This window comes from Flavicella sp., from assembly GCF_029238425.1.
Lineage (GTDB): Bacteria > Bacteroidota > Bacteroidia > Flavobacteriales > Flavobacteriaceae > Flavicella.
The window spans coordinates 13,371-31,247 of the sequence record NZ_JAQWGB010000072.1; the positions used below are offsets into that span (position 1 = coordinate 13,371).

Annotated in this window: 15 protein-coding genes; 10 read left to right on the forward strand and 5 right to left on the reverse strand. The window is 34.2% G+C overall.

The annotated features are described in order from the left end of the window. Positions 1–123: 123 nt before the first annotated feature. The 6 genes from P8H68_RS04965 to P8H68_RS04990 all read left to right on the forward strand — a co-directional run bounded on the left by P8H68_RS04965 (position 124) and on the right by P8H68_RS04990 (position 10,622). Positions 124–3,216, forward strand: a complete 3,093-nt coding sequence (locus P8H68_RS04965) for a TonB-dependent receptor (RefSeq protein ID WP_300322277.1) — start codon at positions 124–126, stop codon at positions 3,214–3,216. An 18-nt stretch (positions 3,217–3,234) separates the two neighbouring features. After that, a complete protein-coding gene (locus P8H68_RS04970) occupies positions 3,235–4,992 on the forward strand; it encodes a RagB/SusD family nutrient uptake outer membrane protein (protein ID WP_300322278.1) in 1,758 nt (585 codons plus the stop codon). An 11-nt stretch (positions 4,993–5,003) separates the two neighbouring features. Next, entirely contained in the window at positions 5,004–6,686 is a 1,683-nt protein-coding gene (locus tag P8H68_RS04975) for a hypothetical protein (RefSeq protein WP_300322279.1), read from the forward strand. Between the two features lie 187 nt (positions 6,687–6,873). Next, on the forward strand, positions 6,874–8,118 hold the full coding sequence (locus tag P8H68_RS04980) for a T9SS type A sorting domain-containing protein (RefSeq protein ID WP_300322280.1): 1,245 nt from the start codon (positions 6,874–6,876) through the stop codon (positions 8,116–8,118). Positions 8,119–8,298: 180 nt separating this feature from the next. Further along, positions 8,299–9,750 carry an arylsulfatase gene (locus P8H68_RS04985; RefSeq protein WP_300322281.1) on the forward strand — a complete coding sequence of 484 codons (1,452 nt, stop codon included), beginning with the start codon at positions 8,299–8,301 and terminating at the stop codon, positions 9,748–9,750. Between the two features lie 125 nt (positions 9,751–9,875). Further along, positions 9,876–10,622 carry a hypothetical protein gene (locus tag P8H68_RS04990; RefSeq protein ID WP_300322282.1) on the forward strand — a complete coding sequence of 249 codons (747 nt, stop codon included), beginning with the start codon at positions 9,876–9,878 and terminating at the stop codon, positions 10,620–10,622. 50 nt (positions 10,623–10,672) lie between these two features. Here P8H68_RS04990 and P8H68_RS04995 read toward each other — a convergent pair whose 3' ends face one another. Next, positions 10,673–11,086, reverse strand: a complete 414-nt coding sequence (locus P8H68_RS04995; RefSeq protein ID WP_300322283.1) for a hypothetical protein — start codon at positions 11,084–11,086, stop codon at positions 10,673–10,675. 151 nt (positions 11,087–11,237) lie between these two features. Here P8H68_RS04995 and P8H68_RS05000 point away from each other — a divergent pair, with 151 nt between their 5' ends. Next, positions 11,238–11,630 (forward strand): CBS domain-containing protein, encoded by a 393-nt coding sequence (locus P8H68_RS05000; RefSeq protein WP_300322284.1) that lies wholly within the window; start codon positions 11,238–11,240, stop codon positions 11,628–11,630. Here P8H68_RS05000 and P8H68_RS05005 read toward each other — a convergent pair whose 3' ends face one another. Continuing rightward, a complete protein-coding gene (locus P8H68_RS05005) occupies positions 11,631–12,332 on the reverse strand; it encodes an NUDIX domain-containing protein (RefSeq protein WP_300322285.1) in 702 nt (233 codons plus the stop codon). Positions 12,333–12,437: 105 nt separating this feature from the next. Between P8H68_RS05005 and galK the strand changes: the two genes are divergently transcribed. The 3 genes from galK to P8H68_RS05020 all read left to right on the forward strand — a co-directional run bounded on the left by galK (position 12,438) and on the right by P8H68_RS05020 (position 15,442). Further along, a complete protein-coding gene (galK, locus tag P8H68_RS05010) occupies positions 12,438–13,610 on the forward strand; it encodes a galactokinase (RefSeq protein ID WP_300322286.1) in 1,173 nt (390 codons plus the stop codon). Positions 13,611–13,615: 5 nt separating this feature from the next. Next, positions 13,616–14,656 (forward strand): UDP-glucose--hexose-1-phosphate uridylyltransferase, encoded by a 1,041-nt coding sequence (locus P8H68_RS05015; protein WP_300322287.1) that lies wholly within the window; start codon positions 13,616–13,618, stop codon positions 14,654–14,656. A gap of 177 nt (positions 14,657–14,833) precedes the next feature. Beyond that, positions 14,834–15,442 (forward strand): hypothetical protein, encoded by a 609-nt coding sequence (locus tag P8H68_RS05020; protein WP_300322288.1) that lies wholly within the window; start codon positions 14,834–14,836, stop codon positions 15,440–15,442. A gap of 144 nt (positions 15,443–15,586) precedes the next feature. Here P8H68_RS05020 and rpe read toward each other — a convergent pair whose 3' ends face one another. From rpe to P8H68_RS05035, 3 genes are all read right to left on the reverse strand, one after another. Continuing rightward, the gene (gene rpe / locus P8H68_RS05025; RefSeq protein ID WP_300322289.1) at positions 15,587–16,243 is read right to left on the reverse strand and encodes a ribulose-phosphate 3-epimerase; all 657 of its coding nucleotides are present in this window, start codon (positions 16,241–16,243) and stop codon (positions 15,587–15,589) included. Between the two features lie 100 nt (positions 16,244–16,343). Next, the gene (locus tag P8H68_RS05030; protein ID WP_152285620.1) at positions 16,344–17,207 is read right to left on the reverse strand and encodes a sigma-70 family RNA polymerase sigma factor; all 864 of its coding nucleotides are present in this window, start codon (positions 17,205–17,207) and stop codon (positions 16,344–16,346) included. Positions 17,208–17,310: 103 nt separating this feature from the next. Continuing rightward, positions 17,311–17,877, reverse strand: a 567-nt coding sequence (locus tag P8H68_RS05035) for an ATP-binding protein (protein WP_300322290.1), incomplete at its 5' end; no start/stop codon positions are given.

Genomic DNA, 17,877 nt, shown 5'->3' on the forward strand with positions numbered 1-17,877 from the left:
ACCTAACTAAAGAAACTTAAAATGAAACGAAACTCAACCTAAACCAAACTGAATAAATCTAGCCAGTAAATCCTTTAAATGGATTTCAAAAGATAGAAAAATCAATTAACCAAACAATTACGTATGAAAATTAATAAACCTAAATATAATAAAGTAGCAATCAGGATTCTGTTTGTTACTTTCCTAACCCTTTTTTCTAGTTTGTCTGCACAGGCTCAGGAAAATACAGTAAGTGGTGTTGTAACCGGAGCTGAGGATAGCATGCCTATTCCTGGTGTATCGGTAACTGTAACATCCGATGGGAAAACTAGAGGAACAACAACAGACTTTGATGGGAATTTTACGATTAAAGCATCAGATGGCGATGTTTTACAATTTAGTTATATGGGAATGGATGATAAAAATGTCACTGTTTCTGGAGCTACTGTAAATATAACTTTAAATGCATTGGTAGATGAATTAGAAGAAGTTGTTGTTATAGGATATGGAGCACAAAAGAAGAAAGAAGTAACAGGTGCTGTAGCTCAAGTAAAAGCTGAGGCTATTGAAGATTTTGTTGCTGCCGATGTAGCCAATTCTTTGCAAGGAATGGTAGCTGGGGTAAATGTTACCGCGTCAAGTGGGGAGCCAGGTGAAGCTTCTAGCATACAAATTAGAGGTATTACTTCTCTCTCAGGGAGTAATACTCCGTTGTTTGTTGTAGACGGAATTCCTCAACAAGGAGACCCTCAATTAAGTCCAAATGAGATAGAAACGATTGATATTTTAAAGGATGCAGCATCTGCAGCTGTGTATGGAACAAGAGGAGCAGCTGGGGTTATATTAATTACAACCAAAAGAGGTACTGCTGGGAATGCAAGAGTATCTTTTACAACATCTTATGGAGTCCAATCTCTAGGAGAAGGATCTCCGTTGATGAATACAGATGAGAAGCTGAGATATGAATTGCAAAAATACAATTTGGTTTCAAATCAGTTTGAACCTGGACCTAATAGAAATCCTGAATGGTTGAATAATGACAATGAATTTAGAGATTATGTATTGGTAGATTATGCTGGAACAACTCAACATAACCTTAATATTACTGGTGGTACTGATAAATTTACATACAATGCAGTGGTTGGGTATTTTGATCAGGAAGGAACGATCATCAATTCAGGATATAAAAAATTAAACGGACGTGCTACTACGACCTATAAATCTGATAAATGGAAGATAAACACAAGTTTAGCATTCACCTTGGATGATAAGGATATAGTAAGTTCAGGTTTGTTAATTACTACCATGAAATACCCTCCATATTACCCAGAAATTGATCCAGACCAGGATGTGATTTTTACAAATGGTAGTGGAGGAGTAACAACACCTGCGAATAATTTAGCACAAGCATTGAAAAGAAAAAACCGTAGAAGGCAAGATAAAATAAATGCGAGTCTGAGTTTGAGTTATAACTTTACTCCAGATTTTTATTTTATCACAAGAACAGGGGTTAACATTAATAATGGACTGAATACTACCTTTGTCCCTAAATATGCTGTTGTAGATATTACTGATGATACTGTTGAGGTAGATCCAACTAAAAGTTGGGTACAACACCAACATACAAGATTTAATTCATTCTCATGGGATGGAAGTTTTAATTACAAAAAGAAAATAGGGAACCATACTTTTAATGCTTTGGCCTCTTTGACATATTTAAGAGAGCAGTTTGAAGATTTTACTGCAAGAAAAGAAGGTGTTGCTAACAATAGCATTGAGGTATTGGATGGAGCAACCATAAATCCAAATGCTTATTCAGGATTTAATTATACTACTCAAACAATAGGATTACTAGCTAGGTTGCAATATAATTATAAAGGAAAATATTTATTATCTGGATTAATTAGAAGAGATGGTTCTTCAAAATTTGGAGCCTCTAACCGATGGGGAACCTTTCCTTCGGTTTCTGTGGGTTGGAACATCTCAAGTGAAGATTTTTGGTCTAACGTAAAGCCAGTCGTGAACAACTTTAAATTTAGAGCAAGTATTGGTACTGTTGGGAATGATAGTTTCCCTGCTTATGAATTTGCTGGAGCTATCAACCAAGGGGCAGATTATATATTTGACCCAGCAGATCAGTATGTTGATTTTGGTGCAGCTATGTATTCTTATGCTAATAAAAATGTAAAATGGGAAACTTCAGTTCAAACAAACTTTGGTATTGATGTATCCTTCTTAAGGAATAAGTTCACCTTAAATGCAGACGTCTATAACACTGAGAAAAAAGATATGTTGTTTCCCGTTCGTCTGCCAGGATCGGCGGGAGCTTATTATGATTCCAATGTTATCTTAAATATTGGTAACATGACGAATAAAGGTTTAGAACTAGCATTAAATTACCAAGAGAATATAGGGAAAGGTAGGATTCGTTTAGGAGTAACTTACACAAAAAACAAAAATACTATTACTAAAATGGCAGAAGGTCAGAATTTGATTTATAATAGTAATTCAGCCTTAATTTCAGGAGATGGAAATTCCATTACAACCGTGTTGGCAGAGGGGTATGAAGTAGGTTCATTTTTCTTATACGAAACGGATGGTGTTATCAAAACACAAGAAGAATTGGATGATTACATTTTGTTAGATGGAAGACAAAATGCGCAGCTAGGAGATCTTAAATATATTGACCATAATAATGATGGTAAAATAAATGAAGAGGATAAGCATTATATGGGTAGTGCATTGCCTGATTTTGAAATGGGGTTCAACTCTAATTTTTCATATAAAAACTTTGATTTGGTTATGAATTGGTATGCGACTGTTGGTTCAGAAATTTTGAATGGTAACAATGCAGCAGCTTTTACCAATGGAGCACATAAGGCTTTGACAGGTATGTGGACTCCGGACAATCCGACTTCAGATATTCCACTACATACGGGAGATTCAAAAAGTGGATTGTATAACTACACTGGTGTAACTGACCAATGGTTAGAGAGTGGTGATTATGTAAGGTTGAAATTAATTGCTTTGGGGTATTCTTTACGACCTGCACTTTGTCAGAGTATGGGAGTTTCTAATTTCAGAATTTATTTACAAGCTCAAAATCCTTTGACCTTTACAAAATACACAGGGTATGATCCAGAAGTAGGTGGAGGGAATGTTGCCAGAAGAGGTCTAGATGTTTCTAGATATCCGGTAAGTGCCTTGTATACTTTGGGACTTAAATTTACTTTTTAATCTAAAAAACACATTAATATGAAAACAAGATTTATATATTTCATAGGAATGATATTGATGACAAGTTCATTCGTATCATGTTCAGATGAGGCTTTAGAAGAATCAAATCCGAATAGTGTTTCAGCGGATATTTATTGGTCGAATTTGGAAGAAACAAATGCTACTTTAACTTCAGTGTATGGAGCGATGTATAACCATTATATTTTTGGTTTTGACGTTGAGGCTTGGAGGTCAGATTTGGCCTTTCCGAAATCAAGAACAAACCCTTATACAAAAGCAACACCTTGGTATGAGAAAACTTTTAATAATAGTTTAGTCGATGTAACAAGGAAATGGGATGCTTTATACCAAGTTATTTGGAGAGCCAATCAAGTAATTGAAGGTTTAGAAGGTTTGGATGGTGAATTTAAATCGAATGACAGATGGACTATTCAAATGGCGGAAGCAAGATTTTTTAGAGGATTATGTCATTTTTATCTTCATTCTGAATATAATGGCGGTAGTGTGATTTTGAGAGACAAAGTTCCTGCGGGAGCTGAAGAGTTTTCAAAACCATTGTCAACTCCTAAGGAAGTGAAAGATTTCTTTAGAGCTGATTTAGAATATGCTTATCAAAATCTGCCTGCACAACAAGAACAAAAGACAAGAGTGTCAGCAGGACTGGCAGCTACAATTTTAGGGAAGAGCTATTTATATGAAAAAGATTATACAACAGCGATGACCTATTTATCAGATGTTATAAATAACACTGAATACGGTTATAGTTTATTGACAGGGAATAATGTAAGCAAGTTATTTCACTCAGAAGGCGACTTTAACTCAGAATCCATCTTTGAAATCAATTATGCAAGTGAGCATCAGTTAGAGGATCTAAATTGGGATGAAGAAAGCTTTTTTAGCAGGTGGGCTAGATTTTCAGCCCCTACAGGAAGTTTTCAAGGTTCAGCGTATTTTGTTCCTGCGGCATGGTTAACTCATGCTTACTCCAATGAAAATTTGGATTCTAATGACGCTAGAAATTATGTAGATGATGGATCTGGAGGAAGTATGTTAAGAAGTGTTCCATTGAGAGCAGCTCAAATGATTGCTATTGTAAATGATGAAGAGTCTGAATACTATCTAAGCCCAGCAGCAAACACGGTTTTTAATTTTGGTGGAACTATTTTTTCACTATTTAAAAAATTTACAAATCATGATATTGCAAGTTCAGAGGCTGACATTGCTGCCACTGGATGGAAATCGGGTAAAAATGTAGTCGTATATCGATTGGCTGATGTTTATTTAATGTATGCAGAATGTTTAACGGAGACTGGAGATTTGGATGGAGCTATTTCTTACATCAATGAAATTCGTCAAAGATGGGGTGTTGAATCTATAGGATTGCCGGATGGATCAAACCACGATTTTAACTTAGTAGTGTATACCCAAGAAACTTTAAGAAAACATCTTCAAGAAGTGGAAAGACCTTTGGAGCTTTCTTTAGAAGGGTTTTCTGAAAGAAGTATAGATTTAAGAAGATGGGGGATCTCTAAACAACGTTTTGAAGATTTAACAGCGTTAGATTTTTATTTAGATAACTATACTACGTTAGGAGATGAACCGGTAAATAGAAATAAGTCTAGAATTATGTCAGGAATAAGTCCTGTGGACCCAACAGATCCAACCATTCAGATAAAAGAATACGAGCAGGCAGCAGCTAGATACAATAGCGAATTACATGATTATTTGCCGTTGCCATTGAGTGAAGTGTTATACAACCAAGAACTAAATAACTAAAAACTTAAAAGATGAAAAAAATATTGATATTAAAATCACTTTTGTTTGCTTTTATTTTAGCGGCAAGTTGTGATAATGCTTATGAGCTACCTTACAATGATTATTCTAGTTTTTCATTGTTTACTAGTGGGACTTGGGATGAAACGTATAAAGTATTGAATATAGACCAATATGTGATTTATAAAGATTTATCTAGCAATGCGATGGAGCATACTTGGACGATTCCAGCTTCTTGCAAATTTTTAAATAAAGAGTTTACTGAATTTGATAGCATCTATTCCGATTTTATTATTCTAAATGCGGGTACAGTTACTACAGAAGCGCAAGCAAATGTTTTGTTTACAGAGCCAGGTATTCAAGAGATTAAGTTGCATAATGTTTACAAAGATTCTGTGGTAGGATCAGTATTAACAGGAGGGCAATGGGTATTGGATACCGTGTTTAAAGTAGACGTATTTGCAAACGTAAATCCTGCTTGTTATGTGTATACAGTTGATAGACTTACGGATCCATCAAGTGATCCTATTTTGACAAAAATATTAACAATGACAGAGGATCAAAATCCTCAAGAGAAAGAAATGGGAACTTGGGATCGTGTAACGATTGAAGCCGGTTCTGAACTTTATTTTGAAGATCAAACAACAACAGGAAGACCAACAGGAGGTAGATGGTATACACCCGGAGCAAGTCCAGAGCAGTCTGGATCGAATCCCGCTTTTATCAAATATAATAAGTTAGGAGAATTTACTTCTTCAATGGAATCTATTAGAGGTGGAGACGGTGTGCCAAGCAATACTGTGGGTAAATTAATTCCGTTGGTGATAAATGTAATAGGTTCTTCTCAACCTTTTGTGCAGTCAGGTAAACCCACGGTTGAAGAAGAGGACGGTGTTCAATATATCTCGTTTGCTGTAACTGGTGAAGTAGAAACTCTGATTTCAGAAGAAGATAATTTCACGGTTCATGTAGTGAATACTGATGCTGGTTTTGACGGGAATATAGCTGTTGAAAGCGCAAGAATCAATAGTGAAGACGCAACGGTTATTGAATTGGTATTGGCAGATGAAGTATATAATACAGATGTGATAGATGTATCTTTTGCAGGAGGGAATATTGTTTCAGTAGATGCAAGAATTTTAGCCAATTTTTCTGCTGTTCCTGTAAAAATGAATGGAGGTAATAATGTGTTAGTTCAGACTTGGGCTAGTTTCGAAACTTTCAAGGATAATTGGAAATCTGCTAATTGTACTGGATATTGGGTTGGAAATAAAAACGGATCTGCCGGAGCACCTATATGGACATATTCTGATGAAAAAGCCTCAGATGGATTGGCTAGTATGAAATACACTAGAACTTCGGAGGTTGTGAAAATGCAAGGTTCCGATTTTTCTAAACCTTCAGGTTTGGCTGCGGGTAAATACATTGTTTCAATGGATGTTTATTTAGAGACAGGAAATACGATGAAAAACTTTTTAACAGTATTAGCGACTCCATCAACAGTGTATACTTGGGACATAGAAACATTGCCAAGAGGAGAATGGGTGACTATTAGTCAGGAAATTACAATTCCAGATGTGGCTTCTGGAGTAAAATTGAATTTTGATATGGGAACAGCAGAAAATGCTGGAGCTGTGGACGGTGAAGTTTTATTTTTAGACAATCAAAGTTGGATTGTCTTGAATCCGAGACCTTAATTTATTATCTTATTATAGAGTAGAAGAGGCTGTGTTTAACGCAGCCTCTTTTTTGTTTTATATCGGAACTGTTTGATAAAAAATATTTTGCCGTAATTTTTTTTTGTTTTAATTATTATCTATATATTTGGAAAACCAAAATGGTTAACCAGTTTGGAGAACCAATAATAAACTTAAAACTTATATTATGAGAACAAAATTACTATTCTTATTTACATTGATTGGTGCAATCGGATTTGCACAGACTTTTGATAATATCACTACTGGAACCGGTATATATATAAATAAATTGCTTCCTAGTCCATCAGGAGATGATTTGACAAATGAATATATTGAAATTAGAGGTACTGCTAATGCAATAGTTCCTTCTGATTTATACCTTATTAGTATCGAAGGAGATGGAAATAGCAGTAGTAGAGGGAAAGTTAGTGAAGCAATTAGTTTAGGAGATGGTTCTAGAACTTTTGGCGCTAACGGAATGTTGGTTGTAATATGTAATTATACACAAGATTCTGGAGGTAGTTTGTCTCTTGAAAATTTAGATGGATACTATGAAAGTCCTTATAAAAGTATTATTTCTGCTGATGCCACGATTATTGAAATTGCTTTAACAGGTAACGATTTAGGTGGTTCTAGTTCTTCAAATGTCTCTACGAAAACACCAGATATTGGTTATGATGGTAATCTAATAGATGCTACTGCTACCTATATGCTTATTACTTCAAGCTCTAGTCCAAAAATACGTATTGATGGGGTATCAGACTCTAGCACAGCGAATGGGGTTATTAACTCTACTGGTAACCATACAACTGATTGGGTATTGTATGATTCTGTGTCATATATGGATGATGATGATGTGGATAATGGTGAAAATGGTGAGTTTGGTTATGGACAAATTATTTATGCACAACAAAGTGGACTTCATTCTGCAATGCATTTTACAACTACGAGTGCGGTAATCGTGGATTTTGACACTACTAGTGATGCAAATTATATTTTAAGACAAGGGACAAAAACAGGTTATACTTCTGCTGATTGGATTGTTTCCGCAAATGGTAGCAATTCTAACGTTCCAAATTGGATTTTGAGCACCTCAAGTTCAAAAGTATATCCCACAGAATTTTCTGGATGGGAAGGGATAAAAGATGTTTATGGGGCTTTAAACCCTTCTGCGGAGAGTCTATCAGTAAATGAAGTTTTAGAGGCTGCATTCTCAATTTATCCAAACCCGGCATCAGAGGTTGTTCATATTGAATCTGGTGACTATGAGATTTCAAGTGTAGAGTTATTTGATGTTGTAGGTCAAAAAATATCAGAAGAAAAAGATTTAACAAACAATCAGTTAAACGTTTCATCACTTTCAAAGGGTGTTTATATTGTAAAAATAAACACTGAAGCTGGAAGTTTAAATAAGAGAATAGTAATAGAGTAAGTAGGTTGGTATTAATTTTAGCAAAAAAGGGCTGTGGTAATTCACAGCCCTTTTCTTGTTTATGGATATAAGATAAACCTTTAAAGACATTTTTTAAACTGAGATACACGTTATTTTTTCTTTATCAAACTATATTTGAAAAAGAAATGACTCAAATAAAAACTACATAGAGAACATATCATGAAAAGAACAATCAGTCAAATATTAGCATTGAGTGCTTTATTTATTTTAAACTCATGCACAGAATCTAAACCCAAAAAAGCTCCGTCAAAACCAAATATTATTTACATATTGGCAGATGATTTGGGCTATGGTGATATCAGTAGTTATGGACAAAAAAAGTTTTCTACACCTAATTTAGATGCTATGGTTGCCAATGGTATGAAGTTTACGCAGCATTATAGCGGAACTTCAGTTTGCGCGCCTTCTAGATCTTCATTGATGACAGGGCAGCATACTGGGCATACTCATATTAGAGGAAATAAAGAATTGGGAACAGAAGGGCAAGAACCCTTAATTGGTAGTTCTATAACCATTGCTGAGGTGATGAAAGAAGCGGGGTATGTAACCGGTGCTTTCGGAAAATGGGGATTAGGTTTTGTAACCACAGAAGGTGGTGCTACCCAACAAGGGTTTGATGAGTTTTTTGGATATAATTGTCAAAGAATGTCACATAGATATTATCCAACTCATGTTTGGCATAATGAGGAAAAAGTGTTACTGAAAGGAAACGATTGGACACACAAAGTAACCTATGCACCCGATGTTATTCAAGAAAAAACGCTGGAGTTTATAGAGAATAACAGTGATAAACCATTTTTTGCCTATGTGCCAATTATATTACCACATGCAGAAATGATTGCCCCTGAAGATCCCATTTTTGAAAAGTATAGAGGAAAGTATGAAGAAACACCTCATACAGAGGAATCTGATAATTATACATCAGATTATGGACCCAATATGACTCCAAAGCATTACTGTCCTCAGCCAACTCCACATGCCGCTTTTGCTGCAATGGTGGATAGGTTAGATATGTATGTCGGACAAATAGTAGCAAAAGTAAATGAGTTAGGAATTGCAGAAAACACGATTATTATGTTTGCGAGTGACAACGGTCCTCATGGAGAAGGTGGTGCAGATCCAAAGTTTTTTAATTCGGCCGGAGGTTTGAAAGGAATGAAAAGAGATTTGTATGAAGGTGGAATTAGAAGTCCATTTATTGCAGTTTGGCCGACAAAAATAAAAGCAGGTTCTACCTCAGATCATATCTCAGCTTTTTGGGATGTAATGCCGACTATTGCAGATTTGGGAGGAGTGAAGACTCCGACTCAAAGTGATGGAGTTTCATTCTTGCCTACTTTATTAGGTTCCGAATCTCAGAAAAATCATGAGTATTTGTATTGGGAGTTCCATGGTAAGGAAGGCCGTCAAGCTGTTAGAAAAGGAAAATGGAAAGCTGTAGCATATAGGATAGAAAATCCTAAAAAAGCAACTTTTGAGTTGTTTGATTTGGATAATGATCCTACTGAATCTTATGATATTGCCTCTCAATATCCGGAAGTAGTGAAAGAAATGAAAGAAATTATTTCAGAATCACATGTGGAGTCAGAAATTTTTCCTTTTAAACGATAGTTGAACCCCTTTAAGTTTAATTGGCTTAGTCGATTTTTGTTTTAAAAATTATTTTGAGAACAGAACCGAATGTACTCTTTTGGAAAAAGATTATATTTACTTTAGTTTAATCAAACAAAATAAATATGAAAAATAAACTAATTGTCTTTGCCTTAATAATTCTTATAGTTTCATGTGAAAATAAAAAAAGTTCCAGTAGTTCAGATCAGAATGTTGACTCAGCAGAACTTTTGAAATTAGCAGATAGTTTGGAACTGAAACAAAGTGAATATGACGATTTAATTGATAGTGTGAATACATTAAATAAAAAGTCAGATCTATTTTATCGTAAAATTCATATCCAGAAAAAGGAGATTGATCGTTTAAAAGATGAAAACAAAATATTTGCCGATGTAATAGCCAAATTAGAAAAGAAAGAGGCAAAACCTGTGCTTTCTAAACAAGAGAAAGCGATACAGAATTTAGTTTTTAAAATGCATTCATCTTGGGCGAATTTGGTAAAAAGTAAAGATCCAAATGATGTGCTACAATATTTTAATTCCAAATATTTAGTAAGTAGAATTTCTATTGATAAAAATGATACAGCTTCGGTATCACGTTTTTCACATGAAGATTTTAAAGATTATATTGAAGATACGATATTAGCGGAAAGAGGACTTTCTGTGGAATTTGCAGACGTAGACTTCCTAGATATTGAAATTAAGGATGATGCTTATTTTAATGTGGCCTACAAATGTGTAATGGGTACTTATAAAAATGACAGATTGGAAACAACGAACTCGTTGCTTGTGAACATTACCGGGAAAAACATTGAAGGGACTTGGGGGATTTCAAGTTATTCTTGGGTCAATTTTTCCTACGGTATGGATTAAAAATAATCGACAGATAAAAAAAAAGGAGTTCCAATGGGAACTCCTTTTTTTTATCTGTTTTCTGCAGTGGTATTTGTAAAACTAGGAACAATGGATTTTTTTAAATCATTGTATTCAAAAGAGGCAAGACCAAGGTCACCTTTTTTCCAAGTATCATATGCCGGAGAGTTTTCTGAAATCAAACATTTTAAATAATGCTTGTGAACCATATCACTTAATTTAGCAACGGTTAACGATTTGTTTTTTTTGATCTCTCGAGTTATTTTTTGAGCGCTCTCCGCTGTTATAGCGTTTAATATTGCAATTCCATACAACTCATCTTTCTGATTTTTAAAGACATCACCATTTTCATGATGGGTATTAAATTCTAAAATAGAAACATCTTCAAATCCAACACCCGCTTCGTCTAAAATAGCGATGGTGTTTAAGTGTTTGTCTATATATTCTTCAACTTTTTTATGCATGTTTGAAATTGTTTAATCGTTTCTGTTTGCAAAAGTAAACGTTTTTTAAATACTGATAGATATCATATTTCATTCATTTAAAGATTAGGACATTTATAAGGTGTAACCAATACTGAAAATTATGGATAGTGATACGCCTATTTCGCAAATTATGACCACTAATGTCATTGCCCTTACATTGAATAATTCATTATTAGACGCTGAACAACTGTTTAAAAGTTATAAGATTAGACATATTCCAGTGGTAAGAAATAAAGATATTATTGGTATTTTAAGTCTGACTGATTTACAGAGAATTAGTTTTACTGATATAAATCAAGAGCATACACCAGAAACAGAAGATACCTATTTAGAAAATTTAAGTGTAGAGCAAGTCATGGTAAAAGACCCAATTCAAATAATATCATCTAAAACCATCAAGGAAGTAGCAGAAATTTTATCTAAAAATGAATTTCACGCCTTGCCTATTGTTGAAGATCATGAGTTGATTGGAATTGTAACGACTACGGATTTACTAAATTATATGATTGCTCAATATAACTAGCTACAACTTAAAGTTGATTCCTTTTTCAACCAATCTGTCGTATTTTCTTCTGTTGAACTTATATAAAAAAGCTCCTTTTTTAGAAGTAGATTTGTCTTTTTCATCCAATTTTGTGAGTACATCCAAAGCAATGATTTTTTTTCTGAAATTTCTATCATCAAATTTCTTTTGATAAATAGATTCATACAACCTTTGTAAGCTTGGAATGGTAAATTTCTCAGGAAGCAATTCAAAACCGATAGGCTGATAACTTGCTTTCAATCGTAATTGAGACAAAGCATCTTCCACAAGCTGATTATGATCTAAAACTAAATTTGGCATTTCATCAAGATCATGCCAAACAGCTCCATGTTTTTCAACCAATTCAATATCTTGGTCTTCAATTCTAATCAAAGCATATTGTCCAACTGTAATACAACGAGCTCCTGGATCTCTTTCTACGGCCCCATAGACCTGTGATTGTTGCATAAAAACATTCTCTAGTCCTGTTATTTCTGTCAAAACACGTTTTGCAGCATTGGTAACGCTTTCGTTGTTTTGGACAAAACTTCCAATAAGAGACCATTCTCCAGCAAAGGGATCAACTATTCTTTTGAAAATCAGTAGCTTTATAGACTGGTTGTCAAAGCCAAAAATGATGCAATCTGTAGCAATTAAAATTTTGTCTTGTGTACTGTAGAAATTTGATTGTTCTGCGCTCATAGAAATCAAAAGTAAAGAAAAATCATGGATTTTAACATCTTTTTTATAAATGTATTAAATACATTTAATATATTTGTAAAACTTTAACTTAAATTATCGCGTCACATGAGTACGAAATTATCGCAGGTAGAATATGATAGAATAGACAATATCTTTACTTCAGTAGAATCTGAGGTTTTGAATATTGAGGCACCAGGTAGAATTAACTTGATTGGTGAACATATAGATTATAATGGAGGTAACGTGTTACCTGCAGCAATTGATAAATGTATTTACTATTCTTTTAAAAAGAATGAAAGTGCAACTATTTCAAATGTATTGAGTAAAAACTTTAGTGAAGGATTTTCATTTGATATTACTATCCCAGAAAAACCAGGGGATGGCTGGTTGAGTTATTTATCAGGAGTTTTATCTGAAATAGATAAAATTAGACCAGGAAAAGTTTCTGGCTTTGATTGCTCTTTGGATAGTAAATTACCAATAGGATCTGGAATTTCTTCTTCTGCGGCACTTTTATGTGGATTTGCAAAAGGTTTGAATGAATTATTTTCTTTGGAAATTGACGATATCACAATTATTAGATTGTGTCAGAATGCGGAACGTATTTTCTCTGGAGCCAATGTTGGAGTGATGGATCAGTTTGCTGTGGTAAAAGGAAAAAAGGATCACTTTATATTATTAGACTGCGAAACGCTTGAGTATTCTACAATTCCAGCAGCAATGAATACCAATATGTTATTGTTGTTGAATACAAATGTGTCTCACAACTTAGCAGATAGTGCATACAACGAAAGAAGAGCGCAATGTGAGTCGGCATTAGAAATTATTCAAACTAAATATCCGGAAGTTAAGACGTTGGTTGAGGCTACCGAGCAAATGGTTGAGGAATTAAAGTCTGAGCTAGGTGAGGATAGAGTTAAAAGATCAACACATGTAATTCAAGAGCAGAAGAGAGTGGAGGCAACTGTAGAAGCATTGAAAAATAATGACTTTACACTTGTTGGTGAGTTATTGAATCAATCACATGATGGACTTCAAAACTTATATGAAGTAAGTTGTCCTGAATTGGATTTCTTAGCAGCCTATGCAAAAGCGGATGATAGAGTGCTAGGAGCTAGAATGATGGGTGGTGGTTTTGGTGGTTGTACCATCAACTTAATTGATGAAAAGAATGTGGATGGTTTTGTTGCAGATGCTTCAAAAGCTTATAAGGAAGCATGTAATCTAGATTTAACACCTATTCCAGTAAAAACAAATAACGGAGTTCAAAAAATATAATTATAATGGCTACAAATATTAATGAAACATCGCATAGAAGGTATAATATTCTAACTGGAGAGTGGATTTTAGTATCTCCTCATAGAACTAAAAGACCTTGGCAAGGAAAGAAGGAAGAGAAGGCAGTGATGGATACAACTGAGTACGATGAGAATTGTTACTTATGTCCGGGAAACTCTAGAGTAGGTGATGATGTAAATCCAGAATATAAGGATACATTCATTTTTCAGAATGATTTTGCTGCAATTTTAAATGATGAACCAACAACATTTGAAGATGGCTTGTTGAAATCTGAAGTAGAAACTGGTATTTGTAAAGTAGTTTGTTTCTCCCCAAATCACTCTTTGACAATTCCTTTGATGGAAGAGTCTAGTATTACTAAAGTTATCAACCTTTGGAAAAATGAATACGAGGAATTAGGTTCGATAGACGGAATCAATTATGTGCAAATTTTTGAAAATAAAGGATCTATTATGGGATGTAGTAATCCACATCCTCATGGTCAAATTTGGTCACAGCGTTCTATTCCAGGTGAAATTGTAAAGAAATCAGAAAAGCAAGGAGAATATTTCAAAGCAAACGGAACTAGTTTGTTAGGTGATTATATCAAACAAGAATTGGCAGGGAATAAAGAACGTATTTTAGCGGAAAATGATGATTTCGTAGCATTGATTGCATATTGGGCAGTTTGGCCATATGAAGCTATGATTGTTCCAAAGAAGCACTATCAAGATATCTCACAATTGTCACAAAGTGAAATGGAGTCCTATGCTTCTATTTTAAAAGAATTGACAATTATGTATGATAACTTGTTTGAGGTATCTTTCCCATATTCTGCAGGGATTCACCAAAGTCCTACGGATGGAGGAGATAATGAAGGATGGCATTTCCATATGTCCTTTTACCCACCGTTGTTAAGATCAGCAACAGTAAAGAAATTTATGGTAGGGTATGAAATGTTTGCAAGTCCGCAAAGAGATATTACTGCTGAACAAGCTGCAGCAACTTTGAAAGCATTACCAAAAGTGCATTATTCTAAACAATAGAATAATTTAAAATTTATGAAAGCCAAAACAGAAATGTTTTGGCTTTTTTTTATGCCCAATCTTTTCATGAGCTCCATTCAACGAAAGAAATATGCTGTCCATCGATATTCCAACCGATCAAAACTATGATGTTTTATTTTTGAGGTATTGTATATTGTTTCATCTAATTTATTTATTATGAAAAAAGCGTTACTTCTTTCAATATTTATCGCTCCTGTCTTTATTTTAGGGCAAACAAGTTTTGACTTTAAAGGAGACCATAAAGCATTTGGTTGGACAAAATCTGGAGGTGCAAGTGTGAACTCTGGAATAACTACAGAGGGTTATGAATTGAATTGGGACGCATTTAAAACACCAAAATTAAAACATAATGCGGCTAATATTGATGCACACAAAACTCCAATTCTTGCGATTACGCTTAAGATTAAGAATAGTGATGTCAAAACATTACGTATAGCACATGTTAACGCTAATTCAACCGGTGAGAAAGTTTATATAGCTGAAGATATGTTATATAGGAGTCCTGTTGCTACTACTTTTTATTATGATCTTTCAGGGGAGGACTGGAATAATTACACCTCGGATGGTGACCATGACTTTATTGAAATAGGTTTCCAAACAAACGAAAAATCAAATTTAAAGAAAGCAAGTGCCTATGGAGATTTGGTTATTGAAAAGATAGAATTTTTGCCGAAACCATCTGATGAATACTTTTATATTGATGATGAGGAATCCAAAAAATGGAATCAAGCTTCTTCAGAAATGAGTCTTAGTGATGCTGAATAAAAGATATAAAATCGAAAGTGAAAAAGAAGTTTCTCATTTCATTAGGGGTAATTAAATTGAGAAAAGTGGTATCTACAATTTGTTTGTAGATATAAAAAAAGGTGATACGTAAGTATCACCTTTTTTATGATTTATTAGAAAGTATTAGTTAACCATTGCTTTCAATTCAGCAACCGTTGTAATTGGATCTTCTGCGCCAAATACGTAACTTCCTGCAACTAAAACATCAGCACCAGCTTCTACTAACAAATTGGCGTTTTTGTCTGTCACTCCACCATCAATTTCGATAAGGGTATCTGCTCCTGCAAAATCAATAAGGTTTTTCAATTGTTGTACTTTTTTATAAGTGTTCTCAATAAATGATTGTCCTCCAAATCCTGGATTTACACTCATGATACAAACCATGTCAATATCCTTGATAACATCCTCCAAAACAGCAACAGGAGTATGTGGGTTCAAGGCAACTCCAGCTTTCATGCCTTCTGCTTTAATGGCTTGAAGTGTTCTATGTAAGTGAGTGCATGCTTCATAATGAACTGTCAAAATATCAGCACCTATCTTTTTGAAAGTAGGAATATATTGATCTGGGTTTACAATCATTAAATGAACGTCCATCGTTTTTTTAGCGTGTTTTTTGATCGCTTGAACTACAGGCATTCCAAATGAAATATTAGGTACAAAAACCCCATCCATTACATCAATATGAAACCAATCGGCATCACTGTTGTTAACCATTTCTATATCTTTCTGAAGGTTTGCAAAGTCTGCTGCAAGAACCGAAGGGGCAATTAATTTGCTCATTTCTTTATGTTTGAATAATTATTTTGCAAAAATAGTATAAAAAAAGAAAACTCTCGATAGAGATATCGAGAGTTTTTGGTAGTTGATTATTAATACTTGGTTATCCTAAGTAAGTCATCAAGATTTTTGATCTTGAAGTGTGTTTTAATCTTCTAATTGCTTTTTCTTTGATTTGACGAACACGTTCTCTTGTTAAATCAAAAGTTTCTCCAATTTCTTCAAGAGTCATTGGCTGGTGTTCTCCAAGACCAAAATAAAGTTTAACTACATCCGCTTCACGAGGCGTTAAAGTTTCAAGAGCTCTTTCAATTTCAACTCTTAAAGATTCATGTAATAAAGTTTTATCTGGATTAGGAGATTCTCCTGAGTTCAGTACATCGTATAAGTTAGAGTCCTCACCTTCAATTAATGGAGCATCCATTGATACGTGACGACCTGAGTTTTTCATAGATTCCTTTACATCATTTACAGTCATATCTAATTTCTTAGCTATTTCTTCCGCTGATGGAGGACGTTCGTTTTCTTGTTCTAAGAAAGCATACATTTTATTGATCTTGTTGATAGAACCAATTTTATTCAATGGCAATCTAACAATACGAGATTGTTCTGCTAAAGCCTGAAGAATAGATTGACGAATCCACCAAACAGCATATGAGATAAATTTAAAACCACGAGTTTCATCAAAACGTTTAGCTGCTTTAATCAAACCTAAATTTCCTTCGTTGATTAGATCAGGTAATGTTAATCCTTGATTTTGGTATTGTTTTGCTACAGAAACCACAAAACGTAAATTCGCTTTTGTCAGTTTTTCTAACGCTACTTGGTCACCCGCTTTGATACGCTGTGCCAATTCTACCTCCATATCGGCAGTAATCAAATCTACTTTACCTATTTCTTGTAAATACTTGTCTAACGATGCAGTTTCCCTATTGGTAACCTGCTTGGTAATTTTCAGTTGTCTCATAGTGTTTCTATATGCTTGGCAAAAGTTGAGTTGGGTCTCAAACTTCTCCGCTTTTATATATACGAGGGATTGTCAAAAAATGTTACAAAAAAACTTTACTTTTTTAAGAATAACTTTGAGAGTAAGAGTATTCTTCTGATCTGTAGGTAATTGGGATAGTAAATTCAATTCTAGTTCCCTCTCCCATAACACTGTGTATTTTAAAAGAACCTTTCATCATTTTGATTCTAGCTTCAATCTGGTGAATTCCAATTCCGTTGGATTCAATTTTTTTTGAAGTATCAAAGCCAACACCATTGTCTTCAATTTCGACATGTAGGTTTTTACGATATTCCATCACATTTACATGTCCTTCGGTTGCTTTACTGTGTTTGATAAGGTTATTAACAAGTTCTTCAATAATATTGTTTGTTTTGATTTCAAAACTTTCATCATAGCGTTGCAAGTTTTCTGTAGAAGCGGTTATTTCTAAGTCAGTATTTGAATATTTTTCACAAAAATCTTGAATAGCATAACTAAGTCCAAATTTTAAAAGAACGGAAGAAATAAGTTCGTGGGATAAGTTTCGTATTTTTCCTGAAGCTTCGTCAATAATGGTTTGAGTTTTATCAATCTCTATTGGTATTTTACCAATAACTTTATTTTTACTTGCTTGCAGATGGAGGTTTGC

What these genes read in the sequence shown, in the direction of transcription:
- P8H68_RS04970 (WP_300322278.1), top strand. Translation starts at nt 3,235, where the DNA reads ATGAAAACAAGATTTATATATTTCATAGGAATGATATTGATGACAAGT.
- P8H68_RS05020 (WP_300322288.1), top strand. Translation starts at nt 14,834, where the DNA reads ATGAAAAAAGCGTTACTTCTTTCAATATTTATCGCTCCTGTCTTTATT.
- P8H68_RS05030 (WP_152285620.1), bottom strand. Translation starts at nt 17,207, where the DNA reads ATGAGACAACTGAAAATTACCAAGCAGGTTACCAATAGGGAAACTGCA.
- P8H68_RS05000 (WP_300322284.1), top strand. Translation starts at nt 11,238, where the DNA reads ATGACCACTAATGTCATTGCCCTTACATTGAATAATTCATTATTAGAC.
- rpe (WP_300322289.1), bottom strand. Translation starts at nt 16,243, where the DNA reads ATGAGCAAATTAATTGCCCCTTCGGTTCTTGCAGCAGACTTTGCAAAC.
- P8H68_RS05015 (WP_300322287.1), top strand. Translation starts at nt 13,616, where the DNA reads ATGGCTACAAATATTAATGAAACATCGCATAGAAGGTATAATATTCTA.
- P8H68_RS04990 (WP_300322282.1), top strand. Translation starts at nt 9,876, where the DNA reads ATGAAAAATAAACTAATTGTCTTTGCCTTAATAATTCTTATAGTTTCA.
- P8H68_RS04980 (WP_300322280.1), top strand. Translation starts at nt 6,874, where the DNA reads ATGAGAACAAAATTACTATTCTTATTTACATTGATTGGTGCAATCGGA.
- P8H68_RS04965 (WP_300322277.1), top strand. Translation starts at nt 124, where the DNA reads ATGAAAATTAATAAACCTAAATATAATAAAGTAGCAATCAGGATTCTG.
- P8H68_RS04995 (WP_300322283.1), bottom strand. Translation starts at nt 11,086, where the DNA reads ATGCATAAAAAAGTTGAAGAATATATAGACAAACACTTAAACACCATC.
- P8H68_RS04975 (WP_300322279.1), top strand. Translation starts at nt 5,004, where the DNA reads ATGAAAAAAATATTGATATTAAAATCACTTTTGTTTGCTTTTATTTTA.
- P8H68_RS05005 (WP_300322285.1), bottom strand. Translation starts at nt 12,332, where the DNA reads ATGAGCGCAGAACAATCAAATTTCTACAGTACACAAGACAAAATTTTA.
- P8H68_RS04985 (WP_300322281.1), top strand. Translation starts at nt 8,299, where the DNA reads ATGAAAAGAACAATCAGTCAAATATTAGCATTGAGTGCTTTATTTATT.
- galK (WP_300322286.1), top strand. Translation starts at nt 12,438, where the DNA reads ATGAGTACGAAATTATCGCAGGTAGAATATGATAGAATAGACAATATC.